General features: G+C 50.1%; 21 protein-coding genes. 9 read left to right on the plus strand and 12 right to left on the minus strand.

Annotated elements, in window-relative coordinates; translation table 11 throughout:
• The first annotated feature begins 127 nt into the window (after positions 1–127).
• Both G9409_RS01850 and G9409_RS01855 read left to right on the plus strand, forming a co-directional pair.
• Positions 128–451, plus strand: a complete 324-nt coding sequence (locus G9409_RS01850) for a YtxH domain-containing protein (protein ID WP_040433286.1) — start codon at positions 128–130, stop codon at positions 449–451.
• A gap of 3 nt (positions 452–454) precedes the next feature.
• Positions 455–1,249, plus strand: coding sequence for an alpha/beta fold hydrolase (locus G9409_RS01855; protein WP_166807172.1), 795 nt, complete (start codon positions 455–457; stop codon positions 1,247–1,249).
• A gap of 122 nt (positions 1,250–1,371) precedes the next feature.
• Here the strand turns inward: G9409_RS01855 and aroA are convergent, their stop codons facing one another.
• From aroA to G9409_RS01875, 4 genes are all read right to left on the minus strand, one after another.
• The gene (gene aroA, locus G9409_RS01860) at positions 1,372–2,673 is read right to left on the minus strand and encodes a 3-phosphoshikimate 1-carboxyvinyltransferase (RefSeq protein ID WP_166807173.1); all 1,302 of its coding nucleotides are present in this window, start codon (positions 2,671–2,673) and stop codon (positions 1,372–1,374) included.
• Positions 2,674–2,753: 80 nt separating this feature from the next.
• Positions 2,754–2,951: a 30S ribosomal protein S21 gene (gene rpsU, locus G9409_RS01865; RefSeq protein WP_006366284.1), complete on the minus strand. Its 198-nt coding sequence runs from the start codon at positions 2,949–2,951 to the stop codon at positions 2,754–2,756.
• Between the two features lie 24 nt (positions 2,952–2,975).
• Complete coding sequence (locus G9409_RS01870) at positions 2,976–3,536, minus strand: hypothetical protein (protein ID WP_166807174.1); 561 nt, start codon at positions 3,534–3,536, stop codon at positions 2,976–2,978.
• Between the two features lie 214 nt (positions 3,537–3,750).
• A complete protein-coding gene (locus G9409_RS01875) occupies positions 3,751–5,124 on the minus strand; it encodes a pyridoxal-phosphate dependent enzyme (RefSeq protein ID WP_166807451.1) in 1,374 nt (457 codons plus the stop codon).
• Positions 5,125–5,368: 244 nt separating this feature from the next.
• On the opposite strand from G9409_RS01875, the gene alr reads away from it, so the two are divergent.
• The 3 genes from alr to G9409_RS01890 are packed head-to-tail and all read left to right on the plus strand — an operon-like array spanning position 5,369 to position 7,935.
• Entirely contained in the window at positions 5,369–6,520 is a 1,152-nt protein-coding gene (gene alr / locus G9409_RS01880; RefSeq protein WP_166807175.1) for an alanine racemase, read from the plus strand.
• A 30-nt stretch (positions 6,521–6,550) separates the two neighbouring features.
• Positions 6,551–7,066 carry a ComEA family DNA-binding protein gene (locus G9409_RS01885; RefSeq protein ID WP_166807176.1) on the plus strand — a complete coding sequence of 172 codons (516 nt, stop codon included), beginning with the start codon at positions 6,551–6,553 and terminating at the stop codon, positions 7,064–7,066.
• A complete protein-coding gene (locus tag G9409_RS01890; RefSeq protein WP_166807177.1) occupies positions 7,066–7,935 on the plus strand; it encodes a hypothetical protein in 870 nt (289 codons plus the stop codon). The genes G9409_RS01885 and G9409_RS01890 overlap by 1 nt, the downstream gene beginning before the upstream one ends.
• Before the next feature lies 1 nt (position 7,936).
• Here G9409_RS01890 and G9409_RS01895 read toward each other — a convergent pair whose 3' ends face one another.
• The 4 genes from G9409_RS01895 to G9409_RS01910 are packed head-to-tail and all read right to left on the minus strand — an operon-like array spanning position 7,937 to position 12,109.
• Positions 7,937–8,959 carry an aspartate-semialdehyde dehydrogenase gene (locus G9409_RS01895; protein ID WP_166807178.1) on the minus strand — a complete coding sequence of 341 codons (1,023 nt, stop codon included), beginning with the start codon at positions 8,957–8,959 and terminating at the stop codon, positions 7,937–7,939.
• Positions 8,960–8,980: 21 nt separating this feature from the next.
• A complete protein-coding gene (gene dusB / locus G9409_RS01900) occupies positions 8,981–10,024 on the minus strand; it encodes a tRNA dihydrouridine synthase DusB (RefSeq protein ID WP_166807179.1) in 1,044 nt (347 codons plus the stop codon).
• Positions 10,025–10,026: 2 nt separating this feature from the next.
• Positions 10,027–11,082 carry a recombinase RecA gene (gene recA, locus G9409_RS01905; RefSeq protein ID WP_166807180.1) on the minus strand — a complete coding sequence of 352 codons (1,056 nt, stop codon included), beginning with the start codon at positions 11,080–11,082 and terminating at the stop codon, positions 10,027–10,029.
• A gap of 37 nt (positions 11,083–11,119) precedes the next feature.
• Positions 11,120–12,109 (minus strand): NAD-dependent epimerase/dehydratase family protein, encoded by a 990-nt coding sequence (locus G9409_RS01910; RefSeq protein ID WP_166807181.1) that lies wholly within the window; start codon positions 12,107–12,109, stop codon positions 11,120–11,122.
• A gap of 237 nt (positions 12,110–12,346) precedes the next feature.
• On the opposite strand from G9409_RS01910, the gene G9409_RS01915 reads away from it, so the two are divergent.
• Both G9409_RS01915 and tig read left to right on the plus strand, forming a co-directional pair.
• Positions 12,347–13,612 carry a M16 family metallopeptidase gene (locus G9409_RS01915; RefSeq protein WP_166807182.1) on the plus strand — a complete coding sequence of 422 codons (1,266 nt, stop codon included), beginning with the start codon at positions 12,347–12,349 and terminating at the stop codon, positions 13,610–13,612.
• A gap of 96 nt (positions 13,613–13,708) precedes the next feature.
• Positions 13,709–14,992 carry a trigger factor gene (gene tig, locus G9409_RS01920; protein ID WP_166807183.1) on the plus strand — a complete coding sequence of 428 codons (1,284 nt, stop codon included), beginning with the start codon at positions 13,709–13,711 and terminating at the stop codon, positions 14,990–14,992.
• 110 nt (positions 14,993–15,102) lie between these two features.
• Here the strand turns inward: tig and G9409_RS01925 are convergent, their stop codons facing one another.
• Both G9409_RS01925 and nadC read right to left on the minus strand, forming a co-directional pair.
• Positions 15,103–15,465 (minus strand): holo-[acyl-carrier-protein] synthase, encoded by a 363-nt coding sequence (locus G9409_RS01925; protein ID WP_166807452.1) that lies wholly within the window; start codon positions 15,463–15,465, stop codon positions 15,103–15,105.
• A gap of 12 nt (positions 15,466–15,477) precedes the next feature.
• On the minus strand, positions 15,478–16,353 hold the full coding sequence (nadC, locus tag G9409_RS01930; protein WP_166807184.1) for a carboxylating nicotinate-nucleotide diphosphorylase: 876 nt from the start codon (positions 16,351–16,353) through the stop codon (positions 15,478–15,480).
• Positions 16,354–16,607: 254 nt separating this feature from the next.
• Here nadC and folB point away from each other — a divergent pair, with 254 nt between their 5' ends.
• Positions 16,608–16,985, plus strand: coding sequence for a dihydroneopterin aldolase (gene folB, locus G9409_RS01935; protein WP_076792095.1), 378 nt, complete (start codon positions 16,608–16,610; stop codon positions 16,983–16,985).
• Positions 16,986–16,989: 4 nt separating this feature from the next.
• Positions 16,990–17,496 (plus strand): 2-amino-4-hydroxy-6-hydroxymethyldihydropteridine diphosphokinase, encoded by a 507-nt coding sequence (gene folK / locus G9409_RS01940; RefSeq protein ID WP_166807185.1) that lies wholly within the window; start codon positions 16,990–16,992, stop codon positions 17,494–17,496.
• A gap of 76 nt (positions 17,497–17,572) precedes the next feature.
• Here the strand turns inward: folK and G9409_RS01945 are convergent, their stop codons facing one another.
• Both G9409_RS01945 and G9409_RS01950 read right to left on the minus strand, forming a co-directional pair.
• Positions 17,573–18,727, minus strand: coding sequence for an ArsA family ATPase (locus tag G9409_RS01945; RefSeq protein ID WP_166807186.1), 1,155 nt, complete (start codon positions 18,725–18,727; stop codon positions 17,573–17,575).
• A 68-nt stretch (positions 18,728–18,795) separates the two neighbouring features.
• Positions 18,796–20,346: a hypothetical protein gene (locus G9409_RS01950; RefSeq protein ID WP_166807187.1), complete on the minus strand. Its 1,551-nt coding sequence runs from the start codon at positions 20,344–20,346 to the stop codon at positions 18,796–18,798.
• Positions 20,347–20,478 lie beyond the last annotated feature (132 nt).

Below are 20,478 nucleotides of genomic sequence, written 5' to 3' on the forward strand. Positions count from 1 at the left end.
TCTGGAACTTCCGGCAATCCAGAGTGGTGCTCGCGGGCGGCTGCGGGAAGATGAATAAATAATGAGAGGAAAACACCACGCTGTACTTTATCTTTATGGTAACTATACAACAAAACCTAACCGCACTATGGAACAGCAGGACAAGTTTTATAAAGGCCTTTTCTTCGGCGCCGTGCTTGGCGCTGCTGCCGGAACAATTATGGGACTGCTCTTCGCTCCGCACAAGGGAACCGAAACGCAGCAGATTATTTCCGGTAAGGTAAAGCATGCTATTGACAAGGCTTCCGAGTTGTACGAAAGCAGTGAGCATGACGCTGCCTACAATAACGATGCAAAAAAACGCTCACAGGAGATCATTGACACGGCAAGGGACGAAGCAAAAATCATCCTCAATGAGGCAAACAGCATTATCCGCGAAATCAAGGGGTATCCAAAAACCCAGGAAAACTAAGTAATGCTGACCTGGCGCAGTGTAAACACTGCTGAAGGCAGCAGAAGCAGACACGCATTGCTTCTGCTGCACGCGTTTCCGCTCTCTGCCGCCATGTGGCAGCCCCAGATTGAGGCGCTCGGCGAAACCGGCTTTACTGTAGTCGCACCCAACGCCTATGGTATAGAGGGGTCGGAAGAGAAGGAGGCGTGGAACTTTACCGATTACGCCCATGAACTTGCCGCACTTCTGGATTCGCTTGGTATTGAACGGGTAACTGTTGCAGGGCTTTCAATGGGAGGCTATCAGGCTTTTGAATTCTACAGGCTCTACCCCGATAAAATCACCTCTCTGGTACTATGCGACACGAGAGCTGAAAACGATACCCCTGAGGCAAGAGCAGGACGCGAAGAGTTTATCCGGGCTGTAGAACAGAAAGGAGCACATGAAGCTGCAGAACGGATGATACCGAACTTTTTTTCCCCATCTACCTACACGGCAAAACCGCAACTGGTCATCGATACGCGTTCCATGATTGAAAAGCAGTCGGTGCCGGTGATCAATGCTGCAATGCGGGCCATCATGACGCGCAATGACGCAACTCCGATGCTTGCAGCAATCCGCTGCCCGGTGCTTGTGGTTGTCGGTTCTGATGACAAGGTCACCCCCAAAGCAACTGCCGCTGCAATAAATGACCGAATTACAGGCTCCCGTCTCCTGGTGCTTCCGGATGCCGGACACCTCTCAAACCTTGAACAGCCCGCAGAGTTCACCCATGCGTTGCTCGGGCATATTGAAAATCTCATGGCATCGCTGTAAATCCCTTCTGAATAATACAAGGACCACAAGGACTTCAAGGACAACAACGACGAAGAAAATAGCAGGGGCGATCACGCAGGATCGCCCCTACCGCAATCCAGAATTCAGAATCCAAAATCTCTTCAGACTTCGAGGGAATCCAGCAGTTCGAAAAAGTTCGGAAACGAAACTCCAACCACGTCAATATCGGTAATATCGAAAGCGCCGCCTGTCGCACGACCGGCAATGGCAAAGCTCATGGCTATGCGGTGATCATCAAAACTGTCGAGCACCACCGACCCTGAAGGTGCTTGGTTACGACCGGTAACGACAAAACCGTCAGGGTACTGCTCACAAACAAATCCGAGACGCTCAAGATTAACCACAAGAGCATCAATCCGGTCGCTCTCCTTGGTCCTGAGCTCTGCGGCGTTGTGCAGCTCGAAACGACCGGTTGCAAAAGCCGATAACACGGCAAGCATGGGAATTTCATCAATGGCTATGGCGATAAGCTGCGGATCACTGATACAGAGCGGCTCTATCTCGGAAGTAGTGCTGACAAGAATATCACCGATGCTCTCTCCTCCGATCACTCTCAGGTTTTCAATGCGTAAACCCGCCCCTGCTGCCATCAGAATATCGAGAAAAGCTGCCCTTGTCGGGTTGAGACAGACATCCCTGATCATGATTTCCGATCCGCGGGCAAGCAGGCCAAGCGCAACAATAAAACAGGCTGCGGATGGGTCTGCCGGAATATAGAAGGGCTTGGCCTCAATTTGTTTTCGGCCCGGCACCACAATAACCCGTTCACCATTCTGCTCAAAACTCTCAAGACCGAGCATCACTTCGGTATGGTCACGGGAACGAACCTGTTCAATAATTCTTGATTCACCGTCAGCATGCAGCGCAGCCAACGCCACCAGTGACTTCACCTGCGCCGAAGGAACCGGCAGGCGGTACGCTATCGGCTTCAGCTCTTTGGTGCCGTTGATAACTATCGGTGCTGTTCCGGACGAAGAGAGTTCAATATCGGCACCCATCAAACGCAAAGGGTCGGCGACCCTTTTCATTGGACGCTTCATCAGAGAACTGTCGCCGATCAACTCGCTCTTAAATGGCTGTGCGGCTAAAATACCTGCAAACATGCGCATGGTACTGCCGGAGTTATTACACATCAAGGGTTCCGCCGGGAGCTGAAAACTCCATAATCCCCTGGACTTGATAACCACCCTGCGCTGCGTACGGCCATTGAGCTGAACGATCTCTTCCTGGCTAAGTGCTATGCCTGCTCGTTGAAGCACGCTGAGGGTTGACTGGTTGTCAAAACCTCCTGAAAAATTTGTGATCTCCGTTGTCCCTTCTGAAAGGGCACCGATAAGGGCTGCACGGTGAGAGATGGACTTGTCTGGCGGTAACGCGGTAACTTCCCCTTTGAAAACTCTCATGAGTCAGTGGATTGGTATTCACAAAAAAAAAGCAACTCCCGTAAAGGAGCTGCTTTGCATAACTACTCTGATCACGATGATCATGAATTGCGTTCTTCGTTTGCCCTTTGCGCTCTGCGCCTGCTTCTGGAACGTTTCAAGCGACCATCAATCGAAGGTTTAACGAAGTATGCGTTTTTTCGAAACTCCTTTAAAATACCTGCACGTTCGTACTTCTTTTTGAAGCGCTTCAGCATTTTATCGATTGATTCGTTATCATTTATCTGCACACTAACCAATGAAATTCACCCCCTTTTAAAAGATCAACGTCTTAGTTTTAGTTTAATAATATCCGTAATGCTCTCGGCGCTCTTCTCCTTTGCAGGAGTAACGCGCACATTTTCGAGAAGCTGTTTTCTGCCACTCTTACAAAACTCGACAATAATAACATAAGCACCGCTACCGGTCGACTGCTTCTCCCTGACAACTCCAACCTCACCAAGCGCCTGATGATAGAGTGCATCACCCTTGGCATAAATACCGTGCGGTGAGTATACCTGACACTCTTCCGGATTCAGTTCATCAGGACTGATATCCCGGTCAATCTGTATCTGCCACTCCTTGAGCAGATGAACCTGATTGCATGCTGCACAGCGAATCCAGTACTGATTTTCAGCAGCCGGAGAGAGAGCTGCCGCACCATTCTTGTTCTCCTTCCCTTTTTTAACAGGAGCAGTCGATAAAAACTCTTCGTCCTTCGGCTTGTTGCTCGGCATCCACTCACCCACAAACACCTTGTCGGTAGTCTGGCCGCATCCTTCACAGAAGCAAGCCTTGATCTTACCTTCCAAAATGAACTGCCTTTTTCTGGACTCTACCTTCATAGTATATTGCTGGTTTTTCACCCGCTCATCAGCCGTCGGGATCTTCACTCTGTTATCCAATTGAATGTAACGGTCCTCTGAGGTGGATTCCCGATATTTTTTCCTGCTGCAAGCGCAATATAGTCTACTGCACTTAAAAAAAAAGAGGAATGTTTCAAGAGTGCTTAGTTAAGAAAATCCACCCAAAAAAACAACCGGATAATTTCGAGGCCACTCACTTGTGGGTCAATGCATCAATAAGATCAGATTTAGTAAGCAGTTGAAGCCTTCCATCGGAGAGGCTGATCAATACCCCGGAGGCGCTTTGCTGCAACTTTTCGGATAGTTCGGAGATTGCCGCATCCGGCGGGCAGACCGGAAACGGCTGTTCCATGAACCCGACAACCTTGGAATTCATCGCCTCATCGTTTTCAATCAGTATGGAAAGAATCTTGTTTTCACTGATACTGCCGATCGGCGCGTTGTAGGAGACAATCGGCAACTGCGACACATCATTCTGTTTCATCATCTCGAACACTTCGGCCAGGGTATTTTCGGGGTAGGCGAAAATAAGATCCCTGCGGGCTTTGAGCTGCAAAATATCCTCGGCGGTAATCTGATCAAGTGCTGATTTCTGTTTGCGGTAAAATCCCCTTTTACGCATCCACTCATCGCGGTACATCTTGCTGAGATAGTAACCACCGAAATCATTCATCATGACAACAATGCAGTCACTCTCCGTGTAGCCCGCACCGCTCTGCAGTGCAGCCGACATAACCGCTCCCGATGCTCCCCCGGCAAAAACGGCCTCCATCCGCAGGAGTTCCCTGCCGCAGTTGAACGCAGCATAATCGCTTACCTGTATTATATCATCGATTACCGTTGGGTCCCAATAGGCTGACGGGTGCTGGGAACCGATCTCCTCAAGCTCCGAAAACAGAGGTGCTCCAGGGTTTCCGTTCCTGAAAAGAGCGGCATAGATTGAGCCCTGCGGCTCCACACCGATCACGTTAATTGCCGGGTTCTTCGCTTTCAGGTAACGGCCAAGGCCGAAAACCATCGCACCGGAAATCATGGGCACAAAAACATGGGTTACCCTTCCCTCCGTTTGGCGGTAAATCTCGCTGCCGGTTGCTTCAACGTGAACCTTGAGACTGACAGGATTCTCATACATCCCTGCAAAAAATGCATTGGGCATATTGTTAACCAGACTCTCGGCCACATTCTTGCAACTGCGTGGAGCACCCGGAAGGGCATCTGAAGGAGTAATAACCAGTTCAGCACCGATAGCCTTGAGCATATCGCGCTTCTCCCGCGATATTTTATCAGGCGCGGCAAGCAGCAGCTTGTAACCGCGACTGACACCGGCCATGGCAAGGGCAATGCCGCTGTTGCCATATGTCCAGTCTACAAGGGTCATTCCCGGATGAATCAGGTCGCGCTTTTCAGCATCACTTACAATCGCTGATGCCACCCTGTAGTAGTGGGAACAGGCCGGGTTCATATATTCGAGTTTAGCCATAACTTTCGGTCTGATATGGCGCGCCATTTGCTTGATCAGAATAAGCGGCGTCTCTGCTGCAAGCCCGAATATATCGTTGTTCGGCATCATAATGGCTGAAATGGTTTAACGTGGCAAGTTGGTCTGATCACCTGTTCAAGGGAAAATATACATTAATTGTACAATTCACGATACCGGCTGAATATGAGCGATCGATGGTTTGATAATCAGGTGTAAAATATGTTCTTTAACAGAAGGATACCCGTTTATTTGTTGCGCAATGTCCCGATTCGTCAGGATTTATGCGGTGCGTTAAGGTTGCGACCTTATAACTTCAAATTCTTCTCCCGATATGACTGAAAAAGAGCCGGACTCCGGTACAGGAAGCACTCCACCGGAAAACATGACGGAGGCCCTTGTTTGTATCGACCACTTGTTGTGGAATACCCGCCTGATCCGCAAACAGGTCGGCGAAACTCCCCGTATCATGGGTATCGTCAAGGCAAATGCTTACGGTCATAACGTCCACAAGGTCTCGGCAGCTCTTGAAACAATTGGCATAACGGATTTCGGTGTAGCCAACATCCATGAAGCCATTGAACTGAAAACCGGAGGTGCGCTGAAAAATCCGGCCTCCATTCTCGCTTTTTCATCACCGCTCACCTCTCATATCAAGTGTTTCCTGCAACACGATATCGACATGACACTCTGTGACAGCGAAACCCTGCAAGCTGCGGAGGAGATCGCGGCGGCACACAACAAAACCCTGTCCGTTCAGCTCAAGGTCGATACGGGGATGGGACGGCTCGGCACTCACCCCTCAATGGCCATGGAGTTGCTCCGTCGTATTGAGCAGGCAGAGCACCTGCAGCTCAGGGGCATCTATACGCACTTTGCCGACAGCTCTTCACCCGGAGGGTTTACCGCACAGCAGCTTGCGGAGTTCAAACGGCTCACCTCTGAATACGAACATGCTGTATCGCATACTTTCTGCAAACACGCAGCCAACAGCGGAGCTATCCTTACCGCACCCGGTTCCTGGCTCGACATGGTACGCCCGGGAATTCTGCTCTATGGTTACCACCCAGCGAAGCACACCCCCCTGCGACTTGAAGTGAAACCGGTCATGCAGGTTGAGGCAAAAGTCATTTTCATTAAAACCGTAGAGGAAGGAACCACTATCAGCTACAACCGGACATGGAGTGCTCCGACTCCCCGCTCTATCGCCACCATAGCTGCGGGGTATGCTGACGGTTATGCAAGAGTACTCTCCGGCAAGACAACGGTAATGATCAACGGCAAACCCTACCCCCAGGTCGGAACGGTCACCATGGATCAGATTATGGTTGATCTCGGCACTGAACATAATGTCAAAAAAGGAGACAGGGCAACCCTGTTCGGTTGGGATGGCCCTTCGGCTGAAGAGCTTTCAGAGATTGCCGGCACCATAAGCTATGAAACGCTCTGTTCGGTTTCGTCGAGGGTAAAGCGTATTTTCATATAAAGAGGGATCAATAATAGTCAAACACCTGTCATGAAGCATCTGGAAAATCTTGCTCGAAAGCTCAGCCTGACGAAAGCAGAGATTTCGCTGATCTCGATGCTTCTCGGGTTTCTGGTGCTGGGTGGGATCCTGAAAAATTTCCGGTCAATGGAGGAGACCGATCAGCTTGTCAAAAAAGCTGAAACGGCCCGACTGCGTGAAGCTGAAGTTGACAGCCTTATCCGGCTTGCAGCAATCGATCAGACAACCGTCAGGGAGGATGTACTTCAGGATGTTGCGGCGGCAGAGCCTGAAGAGTCTTCTGAAAAGCCTGCCGCGCACCGCTCTGCAGGGAAAAAAACCTTCAGTGGCACGATCGCCTTCAATAAAGCCGGCAAAGCAGAGTTGCAGAAAATCTCCGGAATAGGCCCGGTCATGGCCGGACGCCTGATTGCCTTCAGAGCTTCAAAAGGGGGAAAAGTAACGCAATTTCAGGATTTTCTCGATGTCAAAGGGATAGGCAAAAAAAAACTGGAAGTTCTGAAAAAACATTTTACCCTCGAATAATGAGCAAGAGTCAGATAGCCTGTTCTATTGATCCGGAAGAGTGCTCCATAGTAAGAGTGAAAACCTCCGGCAGTGACGGATACTGCCTCAGCGGGTGTAAAACCTTTCCGTTTGGCAGTAACACGCTTGCTTCACCGAAAAGCGAGCGGCTCTGGAAAAAGCTCTCGGAAGAGGCGGCCAGGTGGCCGGGTGAAGATCTCGCGCTCTCGGTTGAGCCCCGAGCCTATCTCCCTCTTCCCGCCAGCTTTCCTCTTGAAGCAACCCCTGAAGCTGCAAGAGCGTATTGCCGGATTGAGGCGGCGTACTTTTTAACCCGCCCCGAAGAGTATCTCTGTGACATTACGGGTTATGCTGACGGAAACGTTACCAACACAACGCTTGCAAAACAGCTGCTGCTCTTTTACCCTGCAGAACCCTTACGCAAAGTAACCGGATATTTTACACCAAATCACCCGATCAACTTCAGCGGTTCGACACAACCCCCGCTCCTCTACCTCTCAAAGCTTACCGGCAAAACGCAGGTTATCCTTGAGCTTGAAGAGAACCATATACTCTTTGCCATCGCGAAGAGTGGACAAATGGAAAGATTTTCGTACCGGAGGGTGAAAAACCTTGAGGAATCAAGATACTTCTCGATGAAGGAGCTGGTCGATAACCCGGTCTGCCGCGAAACCGAGGTTCAGGTTACAGGGAAACTGGCCGACAGGAGCATGATAAAGTTGATCCGCAAAGAGAGCTCAGTCAGTATGAAGCCGCTCGGCATTCCATCGTCAATCTCCATCAGTAATCCTGATAAATGCCGCTTCTCTTCCGCTTCTGCCGTTAAAGCCATCAGCACGGCGCTGATGACTCTGGATGGCAAGAGATGACCTACCCTTTTTTGGCGATAACCACTTCAGCAATCTGCACGGCATTGGTGGCCGCGCCTTTGCGCAGGTTGTCGGCCACAATCCACATGTTGAGGGTCCGGGGATGCCAGTAGTCGCGGCGGAGCCGTCCTACAAAGACCTCGTCACGCTCGTATGAGGTGAGCGGCATCGGGTAGAGGCTCGCCGAAGGATCGTCCTGCAAAATAATACCGGGTGCAGTACGAAGAAGCTCACGCACCTCATCGATCTCAAAGTCACGATCAAGCTCGATATTGAGCGACTCACCATGACCACCATAAACCGGAATGCGTACGGTAGTCGGAGAGACACTTATGGTGTCGTCACCCATGATCTTGCGGGTTTCGTTAACCATCTTCATCTCCTCCTTGGTATAGCCGTTATCGGTAAAAACATCGATCTGCGGCACGGCATTGAAGGCTATCTGGTGAAAATGGGTAAACTTCTCCTGCTTCTCTCCGGCCAGCTCGCTCTCAAGGGCGTCGCGCCCTGCCTTTCCTTTTCCGGTAACCGACTGATAGGTTGATACCACAACCCGTTTCAGGCCGAACCGGTCATGAAGCGGCTTGAGCACCACAACCATCTGAATGGTGGAACAGTTGGGGTTGGCTATAATGAGTTCAGGGGTGCCATCAGCCCTGAAAATAGCTTCGGGGTTGACCTCGGGCACAACAAGAGGCACATCCGGGTCCATACGGAACGCCGAAGAGTTGTCGATGACTATAGCGCCCTCTTCGGCAGCTACTTTAGCCCACTCCTTGCTGGCGGTGGCTCCGGCGGAAAAGAGTGCGATATCAACACCCTTGAAGACCTCTCTTGAGGGCACCTGTGTAATGAACTCCTTACCCTGAAACTTGACTGGCTGACCGGCACTACGGGGTGAAGCAAGTGGAATTATTTCGGTTGCAGGAAAATTCCGCTCTTCGAGAACCTGAATCATGGTGCGGCCGACAAGGCCGGTTGCACCCAGTACCGCGACCCTGCAGCGGGAATCCGAACTACTCATATCTTGTTTTCTATTGTTAGTTTAATAATTTAATATCAATTTTTTTGAATGATCGTTGAGGTACTCCGCATGGTCACGAATCTTTCCCTCCCTTGCATACCCTTCACACTCCATGCTGTAGGAGCAGAGCATATCAATAACCAGCTCCCAGTTATCCTCACGAACCAGTTTGTTGCGCACCTGTGAAACCATCGGCAACCCTTTGAGGTAGGTTGAGTAGTGACGGCGCATCTCAAGCACGCCATACTTTTCACCCTTGAACTCAACGGATAGTTTCAGGTGCTCCACAGCGGCATTGATCCTCTGGCGAAAGTCCGGCGGAGGAAGCGGGATTCCGGTTTGCAGCAGCTGTTTTGCTGCAGCAAAGATAAAGGGGTTGCCGATGGAACCGCGGCCGATCATCACCCCGTCGGCACCGGTTTCGGCAAACATACGAACAGCATCCTCAGCCGACCAGATATCTCCGTTGGCTATGATCGGTATGCGGGCATGCTCTTTGACTTCACGAATCCAGTTCCAGTCCGCTCTGCCTTTATACATCTCGCTCCGGGTTCGGCCATGCACAGCCAGAGCCTGAATGCCTGCACCTTCAAGACGGTGAAGGACATCAATAATATTGATTGACTCACGGTCCCAGCCGATCCTTGTTTTGGCTGTCACCGGAATATGTACGGCTTTCACCACCGCTTCGGCAATGAGGGTCATCTTTTCCGGCTCCCTGAGCAGGGCCGCACCGGCTCCCTTGCCGGCAACCTTTTTGGTCGGACATCCGAAATTGATGTCGAGATAGTCCGGCCTGAATTCTTCAGCAATAACGGCAGCCTCAATCATCGACTCGACGGAACTGCCGAAAATCTGCACGGCAAGCGGCCGTTCAACAGTATCGGCCCTGAGTTTTCTTACGGTCTTTTCCGCACCCCTGCGCAGGGCTTCGGCGCTGATAAACTCCGTATAGACAATGTCCGCCCCATGCTGCTTGCAGAGCTGCCTGAATGCCCTGTCGGTAACATCTTCCATCGGTGCAAGAATAACAGGACGGTCAATATCTATCGGTCCGATCTTCATGCCTACTCTTTATCTTTGACGATCTCCGCAGGCACCTTCATCAACTCTTTTACCTGTGCATGAATTTTTTTGAACAGCACCGGATCTTCACGAAGCGCTTTCTTGACGGTTTCACGTCCCTGGCCGAGCTTGTCAGGACCATAACTGAACCATGATCCGGATTTTTTAACCACACCGAACTCAACAGCCAGATCGATCAGTTCACCGATGACCGAGATACCCTCTCCGTAAAGAATATCGAACTCTGCCGTCCTGAAGGGAGGAGCGACCTTGTTTTTAACCACCTTGACCTTGGTCCGGTTGCCGATAATCTCATCGCCATCCTTGAGCTGGGCAATGCGGCGGATATCGAGACGAATGGAGGAATAGAATTTCAGCGCCTTGCCGCCGGTCGTTGTCTCCGGACTGCCGTACATGACACCGATTTTATCCCGAAGCTGGTTGATGAAGATACAGACACAGCTTGATTTCGAAATGGCACCGGTCAGCTTGCGCAGGGCCTGGCTCATAAGCCGGGCCTGAAGACCTACAACACTGTCACCCATCTCGCCTTCAAGTTCAGCCTGGGGAACAAGCGCTGCAACGGAATCAACGACGACAACATCAACCGCACCGCTTCTGACGAGTGTCTCCACAATGGAGAGGGCCTGTTCACCGGACTCCGGCTGACTGATGAGCATGGAGTTGATATCAACACCAAGCCGGCGGGCATAGGTGGGATCAAACGCATGTTCAGCATCAACAAGTGCGGCAATGCCACCCTCTTTCTGGGCCTCGGCAATCACATGAAGGGCAAGGGTGGTTTTTCCTGAAGATTCAGGACCATATATTTCTGTAACCCTGCCGCGGGGAAGGCCTCCGACACCGAGAGCAAAATCAAGGGTCATCGATCCGGTTGAAATGGAGAGTACCTGCATAACCGCCGAACTGTCACCAAGGCGCATGATAGAGCCCTTGCCGAACTGTTTTTCAAGAGCATCAACAGCGAGATTGAGTTGTTTGAGTTTTGCCGGATCGACAACCGGCGGCACACTCTGTTCTATTTTTTGGGTATCCATGGTACAAGTGTTAGAAAATTGGAGAAGAGCGGCTCCTTCAGATTACAATAGTCATAAGCGTTTCCGAAAGTTCCCGGTAACGCAGGTTCAACTCCTGCACTGAACGGCTGTTGCTGTATGAGAGCGGTCGTGATGAAATACGTATGCTTTCCAGACTGATAAATGAGGGCGAATTGGTAACAATCGACCAGATCTCCCCTCCGAGACCGGCCAGAAACCCGAAGGTGTCGGGAACCATGAAAACCGGGCCCATACTGCTACCGGCAAGGCTGCCGATGCGATCGAAAAGCTCCCGGAAGAGCAGGTTATGACCGACAACCAGATATCGCTCACCTGTCCGTCCTTTCTGCCATGCAGCAATATGCGCTTCAGCCACATCGCGAACGTCAACAAAACCGGTACCTCCTGAAGGACAGAGCGGCAACCGGCCCTGGTATATCAGACGAAGCACGTCGTTGGAAGAGCTGAGAGAAGCCGAATTGTTATGATCAACACCAATAACAACTCCGGGATTGACCAGCACAACATCAAGCCCTTCGGCCACACCGCGAAGTCCCTCAAGCTCTGCCAGATGCTTTGCCTCCATGTAACCATTCCTGCGCTGCCACTCCTGAAACGTTGTCAACTCGCTGGCAGGCGAACCGTCCTCTGTGGAACCGACAGCAGCGATGGAGCTGGTCAGTACAAGCCTCCGGACATTGTTCAAAATGCAGGCATTAACGACGTTTCTGGTTCCTACGACATTGTTTTCATAAAGCGCGTTACGGAAATTACCGGTGTAGGAGATCAGTCCGGCGCAGTGAAAAACGGTGTCAGCACCCCTGAACGCTTCATTGAGCGCGAGAGGATCAAGAATATCCGCCCGGACAACGTCAACCGGAAGTGATTCAAGAAAGGAGCAGTCCGAGCTTTGGCGGGCTATCACCCTGATGCTGAACTGCCCGGAGAACCGGGAGAGAAGCGCAAGAAGAATCTGGGAGCCGATATAGCCGGTAGCCCCGGTTATGACAATTGATGAGTTGGGCATGAAATGCTGAATATTTCCCTCTTTCTGCTCCCTTACCCACCCCCGGTGAAACTCCGGGAACAACCCTCTTTACTGATAGCGGGGCAAAATGTCCGATCTGCTCGATTTTCACTGCCTGAGAAATGCGCCCAGACCGGCAGGGTAAGTTTGACAGCAAAGCTTCACTGTTTATAAAAATAAGAATTAAAACTACATTGCATTCAATTCCGCTCATAAGCATCAGAAAAAATTTCGGTAATGACAAAAGAAAACAGGCTGTATCAGACAGCACCGGTTCAGCAGGAGCTTCTGACGAACGGATTACGGGTTGTTACTGATTCAGTTTCCCACGTTGAAAGCATTACACTCGGCATACAGATCAATGCAGGCTCGCGCGATGACCCGGAGAGTGCTCCCGGTCTGGCCCACTTCATTGAACATGCACTCTTCAAGGGAACAAAAAAGCGAAGCTATCTTGATATCGCAAGAAATATTGAAAAGCATGGCGGTTACCTTGATGCTTATACGACAAAGGAACAGACCTGCCTCTACCTGCGATGCCTGTGCGAACACCTTGAACCCTCCTTTGAACTGCTTGCCGATCTGGTCTGTGACCCTACCTTCCCACCCGAAGAGATAGAGAAGGAAAAAGAGGTGGTCATTGAGGAGATAAGCAGTGTCAACGATACACCGGAAGAGCTGATTTTCGAAGAGTTTGATTTGCGCTCCTTTCCCCTGCATCCGCTCGGCAGACCAATTCTCGGCAGCGAAAAAAGCGTCAGTGAATTTTCGGATAGTGACCTGAAGCAGTTCATGCGCCAGCACTATGTCCCCGGAAATATGATGATCACCGCAACCGGCAACGTGCCGCATAACGAAGTCGTCAGACTCTCCGAACGCTTTCTCGGCAAGCTTGAAGAGAGAAAGGGCGAGCCGTACCGTCGCCAGCCCTTTCTTGCCGAGCACTATACTCCGTTTGAGGTGACCCTTAAAAAACAGCTGTTCCAGTCACAGATCGTACTTGGCACAGCCATCGCCCGACACGACCCGATCTTTCACAGCCTTATGGTGCTTAACTCCATGCTTGGTAATGGCATGAGCTCCCTGCTCAACCTGGAGCTTCGTGAAAAACGGGGGTTGGCCTACAATGTCTACTCATCCCTGACTTTTTTTGATGATCTGACCGCTCTGAACATCTATGCCGGTACTGAGAGCAACAAAACAAAACTCACCATTGAGCTCATCAGGGAGCTGCTCCAAAGCGATGCGCTGAAGCATCCTGACCCGGAAGAGGTCGATGCGGCAAAAACAAAACTGCTTGGCGCCCATATCATGGGGCAGGAAAAGATGACACGAAGAATGTCGCAAACATCTTCAGACATTGCCTATTTTGGCCGATTTATTGGTCCGGAAGAAAAAACCGCATCGATCAAGGCGGTAACCGCTGACGATATAGCAAATGCCGCCTCGGCAATACTGCTTGGACCGCCCTTGTCGACACTGGTCTATAAACCGAAACGGTAAGCAGGCCTCTACCGGCGGTTGTCTTTTATTAAAGAGGAATAATTCGTATCTTCTGAACTTTACATTTTGCACAATTCCAATTAACCACAGAGAGCCTTGCAAAAGAATATCAAGAACGTCAGCGAAACCGAACAGGAAGTGGAAATAATCCTTTCCGCAGAAGAGTTCGGTGCCGATTATAACCAGGAACTGGAAGAAGCTAAAAGAACCATCCAGATCAAGGGATTCAGAAAAGGACATGCTCCTGCAAGCCTGATCAAAAAACTCGCAGGTCCGTCGATTGAGGCAAACATAGCTGAAAAACTGGCTTCAAAACATTTCGGTGAGATTGTCGAAGCCGAAAACATCAAGCCGGCAAGCCGCGCCCAGCTGATTGATTTCACCTTTACGCCTGATCTTCTGACCATCCGGCTCTCCTATGATATCCATCCTGAATTTGAGCTCAAGGATTACAGCGCCTACCCCTTCACCCGGAAAAGCTACTCGATTACCGATGAGGATGTACAGCGTGAAATAAATCTCATTCTCAAGGGTCACGGCACCATGATCACCGTGGATAAACCCGCAGCTGCGACTGACACCGTAATCGGTGATGTCATCCATATCAACGCAGCAGGCGAACCCGACGAAGAGCAGAAAACCGACAACCATCACTTCAACCTTGAGTATCTACCCGAGGATAACCCCTTCCGCAAAGAGCTGACAGGGAAAAAGGCAGGTGATGTCATTGAGGTTACTGCCGATCAGAAGGATGCCGATATAGAGCCAACCAGGTTCCGGGTAACCATCAGTGAAATCAAGCGCCTCGAACTTCCTGAACTGACCGATGAACTGGTCAAAGAGATCACCGGCGGACGGTTTGAGTCAGTTACCGACTTTACCAGCGATGTCCGCATACAGCTCACGCAGCACTTTGAAGCAAAATCCGAAGAGGAGCTGCTTGAATCAATCTCGGCAAAGCTGATTGAGGAGAATCCGGTACCTGCACCCAAATCTATGGTCGAATCGTTTTCAAATATGCTGGTTGAAAACGCCAAACGACAGATGGGCGGAAACTTCCCGAAATCCTTTGATGATGCCCAGTTCCGTCTGGCCATGAAGCCGAATGCAGAAAAACATGCCCAATGGCTTCTTATCAGCCAGAAAATCGCCGAACTTGATAAGCTTACCGTGACGGACGATGACATAAAGGCCTATGCAGAAAAAGAGGCAGGCAAAAATGCATCGATGAATGCTGAAGATCTTCTGAGCACCTACCTCTCGGCAGAGTTCAGGGATTACATCACCGACACCATTCTCAAAGAGAAGATCTATGAGATCATCAAGTCGAAAATAACGATTACCGAGGAAGTAACACCAATTCCGGTTCACCACGCCTGATCAGCACCAACTACAGTTAAAAAAGGCAGGAGTCCCTCCCGGAACTCCTGCCTTTTTCTGTTTCTGCTCTCCGTTCACTGTTTTTCTTCACCTCTGGCGCCGAACAACCCTTATGCGAGCTCCAGCAGCGCCGTAGCTACCGCAGCATGACGATCATGCGCAATTGAGATTTTGATTGAACACCCGGCAGGAAAAATATCGGCACGAAGAGGCCGCACAAATGGACGGCCGCGACTGTCATTGAGAATTTCAAAGCTCTTCCAGTGCACTTTTCCTGAAAATCCTGTACCAAGTGCTTTGACAACAGCCTCTTTAGCTGCAAATCTTCCGGCAAGGCTTGCAATGACCTGCGGTTTATGGAGGCAAAGATTGATCTCCTCTTCGGAAAGAAACTTTCTGAGAAACTTCATACCATACCGGCTGTATACCTTTTCGATCCGCTCAAGATCGACAATGTCCACTCCAATCTCCATGTTCCCTTCCATTCAAGCCAGATTGATCGTCATTGAAAGATCAAGAGCCCTCACGCTGTGGGTCAGTTCACCGATAGAGATATAATCAACACCTGTTTCGGCAACCTCGAGAACATTGAGCATACCGATATTGCCCGATGCTTCAAGCTGAACCGTGCTGCATGCGCTCCTGACATAATCAACCGCCTCTTTCATAAGATCCGCAGTAAAGTTATCAAGCAGGATAATATCCGGCATACAGACCAGCGCCCGGCTCAACTCATCCATGCTACGCACTTCGGTTTCGATCTTTACCTCAAGGTTCTGTTTTTCACGGTATTTCTGGGCCCGGCGAATTGCCTGGGCAATCCCTCCTGAAGCATCAATATGGTTATCCTTGATAAGAATCATGTCAAAAAGGCCGAAACGGTGGTTAACTCCGCCACCGATCCTTACCGCCTCCTTGTCAAAATAGCGCAAACCCGGCACCGTTTTTCGTGTGTCGAGAATCCTGGCGGCAGTATGGCTGATCCGGTCAACATAGGCTCTCGTTCTGGTCGCAATACCCGACATGCGCTGCATAAAATTAAGCGCGGTCCGTTCACCGACCATCAATGGCGCAACCTTCCCATTGATTTCAAATATCAGATCACCACGGTGAACCTCTTCACCATCATTTCGATGCAGCACAACCGACAGTTCCGGATCACAGGCGTTAAAAACCTGCTGGGCAACGTCAACACCACCTATAATACCATCCTCTTTCGCTTTTATCTGTGCACTACCCACCTGGCCGGGCTCAATGGTGGCAAGCGTTGTAATATCACCGGTATAGCGATCTTCCTCAAGGGCAAGCATAATGGCCCTTGAGCGGCACCCCTCATAAAAATCGTTCCGCGCCTTCATCATAATTGCCGCACTTGATACATTATTAAATAATTGTTCTCTCCCCGGCTGACTCTCCGGGCGATTTAAAGGTAACACTTTTTTACCAGAGAGCCCACGACCCTCTCACCCGCACTCCGGTCATCTCCGTCCGGTATTTTCCCGCCCTTTACACTCCGGAGAGGAAGAGCGGAGAATTTACTTTTTCAGGTTTTGATTTACGGGTTTTGTCATTAACATTATTAGCTTGCATGACATTGATCATCTGAACCTTATTTATGACACAGCACTCCCTCTCATGCGTCCGGCTGGTAAACATGGTCTTCTATGCTCACCACGGAGTCCTCAGGGAAGAGCATACGGTCGGTGCGAAATATGAAGTCGATGCGGAACTCTTTTTTGACTATACCGATGCAGCCAAACACGACGATATCACCAAAACCATCGATTACGGTGCGGTCTACCGCAAAATCAGGGCAGCGCTGACCCTCAGAAAATTCTTTCTCATCGAGGCGGTAGCCTATGAGATCGCTCACGAGCTCCTGCTCGACTTTCCGGTGATTGAACGTCTCTCCATAAGGGTACGCAAGAGGAACCCGCCTGTTGACGGTATCTGCGACTATGCCGAGGCTGATTACACGACATCCCGTCACTGATACTATGACGCCGCACAAGGTATTTATCGGAATCGGATCCAATATCGGAGATCGTCTCCACCATCTTCAGGAAGCAGTTGACCGGTTGAGCCTTCTTGAGAAAACAGCCGTGGTGCGAGTCTCGCATGTATATATGACTGAACCGGTAGGAGAGGCCGGCCAGAAACGGTTTTACAACGGGGTTGTTCTTCTTGACACCTCACTTGCACCTGAAGAGCTTCGCCGGCAGTGCAAAATTATCGAGCAGGAACTCGGCCGGCCTGAAACCTATCCACGCTGGAGCCCAAGGGTTATAGACCTTGATATTCTGCTCTATGATGATCTGGTGATCAGCACACCTGCACTAACCATTCCTCACCCCGAACTGCATTGCAGGAAGTTCGTACTTCTGCCTATGCTCGATATCGCCAATCCCCTCTATCCGGCAACCGGTGAGTGCGCCCTGCAGCTTCTCGACCGATGCAGCGACCGGTCGGTTCTGATAAGGGTAAGAGAGTCCATCAGAGTGTAAAAAAAAGGACGGACCGCCGAGAAGCCGTCCGTCCTTATAGAACGCTCTTTTTCAGAGAACAGAGTTGAAACTGCTCTCAGTTGGCAAAGGTGATGTTGAGGTTACCTTCTGCAAAATCAGCGCCTTCGGTCTTGCGCCCGACCAGAACATTCGGAAGAATAATGCTCTTGCGGAAGTTGTTGATATCGACCAGCAGCTCATCGCCCTTGATATTGACATTGAGCTTCGTTACCTCCACGTTGGGCAGATAGAGACTCAGCACATATTTACCATTGACTTTCTCCAGAACCTGGGTTCTCTCATTGGAGTAGAGAATATCCGCCGGATTTTTATCACCGAACATCTCCTGACTCAGCACATGAAGACGGTCGGTATTGATGATTTCGGCCGTAGACTGTTTCACCTTGAAAATCGGGACCGGATAGAAACAGTTATCGATCACACCGAGATATTTGGTCTGGATGTCAATCAGGCTCTGAAGGTATGAGTCTGTGGAGCTTGACGGAAGAATCTTGTTGACTACAGCAGCATCAAGCTTGTAACCGAAAAGATTGAGGTATGTCTGTACACGCAAGGCCTCCTTGATAACCATATTTTCAGGATTAAGCACAACCCGGAAAGTGGTTATGGACTTATCCTGAAGCATGGCATGAAGCTCTTTCATGTGCTCGTTTACCTCAGGCATGAGTTTGAAGATATTTTTCTTCGGCATGAACTTGCTCAGAAGCGGTGCCGCAAAACCAATCGCCTTCGAGTGCCAGCCGCCGATCTTGTCGGAATACCAGCCATAGGATTCCGGCATGCCAAGCAGTCTCATGGTCTCGCCTGTCGGCGCAGCATCAACAACAACAACATCATAATCTCCTGACTTGGCCGCCTTCCAGATATAACGAAGACTGATCATCTCCTCCATTCCCGGCATGATAGCAAGCTCTTCAGCGACCACCTCATTGGCGCCGTCATGCATTAAAATAGAAGAGAAATAAGAGTAGAGTTCATTCCAGTTCTCCCTGATTTCGGCAAGAACATTAACCTCCATGGCAAAGAGGTTCTTTTCAACTTCCAATGGTGTAGAGGAGAGCTCAACACTGAAAGCATCGGCAAGGCTGTGAGCAACATCGGTGCTCATAATCAAAACCCGTTGTCCTCTTCGGGCAATTGCAGTTGCAGTTGAGGCTGAAACGGTGGTTTTCCCTACCCCTCCTTTACCCAAGTAAAGAATAATTCTCATGTTGGTAATAAAACTATTGAGTGGAGTTGATCTTGATTGAATGCTTGTTATCGATGTTCAGACCCTTCTTACCCGTCATCCTCATCAGGGAGGCGAATGGCAGCAAAAGCTGCAGCTATCTCATCAGGATCCGGCATATCTTTCGCGCCTGGTTGTTCCGGAGATTTCCCCTCTTTTTTCCCCTCCTCGGGAACAATACTGATTTTTTTTCTTGCCGTACCGGCACCATTCTCTCCTGAAAGCTTTGGAGCAACACGATCAGGCGCGGCGTTTTCCTGAACAGAGTCATCGGTATGCAGCATATGCTTGACAATAGCCGGCTGGTTTTCGTCAAGAGTTTGAATGGATATGCTCTTGCGTTTCGGCATATCATCATCATCATCGAGATCGGCAAAAGAGCGGGCGCTCTTCATGCCGGATGCGGATGAAACGGTGGTAACTTTTCCCGATGAAGCTTCACGACCGAAACAGTCATCATTCCGGGTAGCACCATCTTCACTGCTGATCTTGATCTTCTTTCTTTGACCGGTCGCCTCATCATCATCAAAAGGATCGCGACGATCTGAGCGTGAAGAGTCTCTGGAAGATCCTGAATTGGAACTGCTCTTTTGAGAATTTTTTTTCGGTGAACCGCCAAAACTGGAAGAGAGCTTCATAAGCTTGCTTACCGAACCAATCATGCCGTCATTGCGGACAGCCGTCTTGACGATATTCATGATGAAACGCTCGGCCTGGGGATTATCCGATATACTGGTAAGCAGTTCAGTGATAGCCGAAAGCATTCCCGGCACATGCTGCAGGTCACTGCGCAGCTGATCACGAAGTTTGAAGGGTGCATCTCCAACCAGATCCTTCAGCGATTCAACAACTCTTTTCAATGAAGCCGGATCGGTGGGAAGAATGTTTTCGAGCCCCTTGAGTGCGTCAGCCGGAGAAAATCCACCCTGCCCATGCTCCTGTCCATGCGAAGCACCTGAAGGGGGCATTCCTGGCTGCTGAGCGCGCTCGGAAGGCGGATAACCCATATTTGCCTTGTACTGTTCAAGCAGATCCTGACCATAGCCAATATGACTCTCCTGCTGGGCCGGATCCGGTGCTGCTAATCGAAGCGTAATAATCTGGGGAATACAAACACTGCGAGCTGCTCTGAGGACTTCATCAGCAACTTCGTCCGGCAGGTTTTTACGGAAATTAAGGCCGAGATGCTCTTCTATGATCGACTCGATCACGGTATGCAGTCTTGAAATCTGTTCGGCTTCACGCAGTTCAACCATGTCAAAAATCACATAGACAGGATCTTTGTCCTCCCTGCGGATTTTCAGATTGAGCGTTGCAAAATCATGATCTTTATTGCGGCTGTTGACTGAAACCGTACCAAGATCAAATCTGTCGAGGAAGTCTTTTGCAGAACCCCGTGCCCAAAGATAAACCGCCTTGTCGGTATAGATCAGGTAGTCCTGAAATGCAATATTGCCGACACGTTCCTGATGTGATTCATAAAAGACCCCGTCAAAAAATGCTATGGGATTCTCCCCTGCATTCATAAGGCCTTTCTGAAAAAACTCGGTTATATCACTCTGCTCGGTCTGCCCTGAAACATACAAAGATATATTAGCCATTAACCCCTCTACCCGTTCACTTAACTCTTAATGGGACGTTGAAGCGAAATCTATTAAAATTTTAGAATAAACAGAAATTACTGATCCACAGAGCCTGTAAGCCCTCGTGATCAGTAATGGAACTCAAAAGAG

Source organism: Candidatus Chlorobium masyuteum (genome assembly GCF_011601315.1).
Classification (GTDB): domain Bacteria; phylum Bacteroidota; class Chlorobiia; order Chlorobiales; family Chlorobiaceae; genus Chlorobium; species Chlorobium masyuteum.

What these genes read in the sequence shown, in the direction of transcription:
- G9409_RS01910 (WP_166807181.1), bottom strand. Translation starts at nt 12,109, where the DNA reads ATGCCCAACTCATCAATTGTCATAACCGGGGCTACCGGCTATATCGGC.
- G9409_RS01850 (WP_040433286.1), top strand. Translation starts at nt 128, where the DNA reads ATGGAACAGCAGGACAAGTTTTATAAAGGCCTTTTCTTCGGCGCCGTG.
- G9409_RS01875 (WP_166807451.1), bottom strand. Translation starts at nt 5,124, where the DNA reads ATGCCGAACAACGATATATTCGGGCTTGCAGCAGAGACGCCGCTTATT.
- recA (WP_166807180.1), bottom strand. Translation starts at nt 11,082, where the DNA reads ATGGATACCCAAAAAATAGAACAGAGTGTGCCGCCGGTTGTCGATCCG.
- G9409_RS01915 (WP_166807182.1), top strand. Translation starts at nt 12,347, where the DNA reads ATGACAAAAGAAAACAGGCTGTATCAGACAGCACCGGTTCAGCAGGAG.
- alr (WP_166807175.1), top strand. Translation starts at nt 5,369, where the DNA reads ATGACTGAAAAAGAGCCGGACTCCGGTACAGGAAGCACTCCACCGGAA.
- folK (WP_166807185.1), top strand. Translation starts at nt 16,990, where the DNA reads ATGACGCCGCACAAGGTATTTATCGGAATCGGATCCAATATCGGAGAT.
- aroA (WP_166807173.1), bottom strand. Translation starts at nt 2,673, where the DNA reads ATGAGAGTTTTCAAAGGGGAAGTTACCGCGTTACCGCCAGACAAGTCC.
- G9409_RS01950 (WP_166807187.1), bottom strand. Translation starts at nt 20,346, where the DNA reads ATGGCTAATATATCTTTGTATGTTTCAGGGCAGACCGAGCAGAGTGAT.
- G9409_RS01945 (WP_166807186.1), bottom strand. Translation starts at nt 18,727, where the DNA reads ATGAGAATTATTCTTTACTTGGGTAAAGGAGGGGTAGGGAAAACCACC.
- G9409_RS01855 (WP_166807172.1), top strand. Translation starts at nt 455, where the DNA reads ATGCTGACCTGGCGCAGTGTAAACACTGCTGAAGGCAGCAGAAGCAGA.
- nadC (WP_166807184.1), bottom strand. Translation starts at nt 16,353, where the DNA reads ATGATGAAGGCGCGGAACGATTTTTATGAGGGGTGCCGCTCAAGGGCC.
- G9409_RS01890 (WP_166807177.1), top strand. Translation starts at nt 7,066, where the DNA reads ATGAGCAAGAGTCAGATAGCCTGTTCTATTGATCCGGAAGAGTGCTCC.
- dusB (WP_166807179.1), bottom strand. Translation starts at nt 10,024, where the DNA reads ATGAAGATCGGACCGATAGATATTGACCGTCCTGTTATTCTTGCACCG.
- folB (WP_076792095.1), top strand. Translation starts at nt 16,608, where the DNA reads ATGACACAGCACTCCCTCTCATGCGTCCGGCTGGTAAACATGGTCTTC.
- G9409_RS01885 (WP_166807176.1), top strand. Translation starts at nt 6,551, where the DNA reads ATGAAGCATCTGGAAAATCTTGCTCGAAAGCTCAGCCTGACGAAAGCA.
- G9409_RS01925 (WP_166807452.1), bottom strand. Translation starts at nt 15,465, where the DNA reads ATGGAGATTGGAGTGGACATTGTCGATCTTGAGCGGATCGAAAAGGTA.
- G9409_RS01870 (WP_166807174.1), bottom strand. Translation starts at nt 3,536, where the DNA reads ATGAAGGTAGAGTCCAGAAAAAGGCAGTTCATTTTGGAAGGTAAGATC.
- G9409_RS01895 (WP_166807178.1), bottom strand. Translation starts at nt 8,959, where the DNA reads ATGAGTAGTTCGGATTCCCGCTGCAGGGTCGCGGTACTGGGTGCAACC.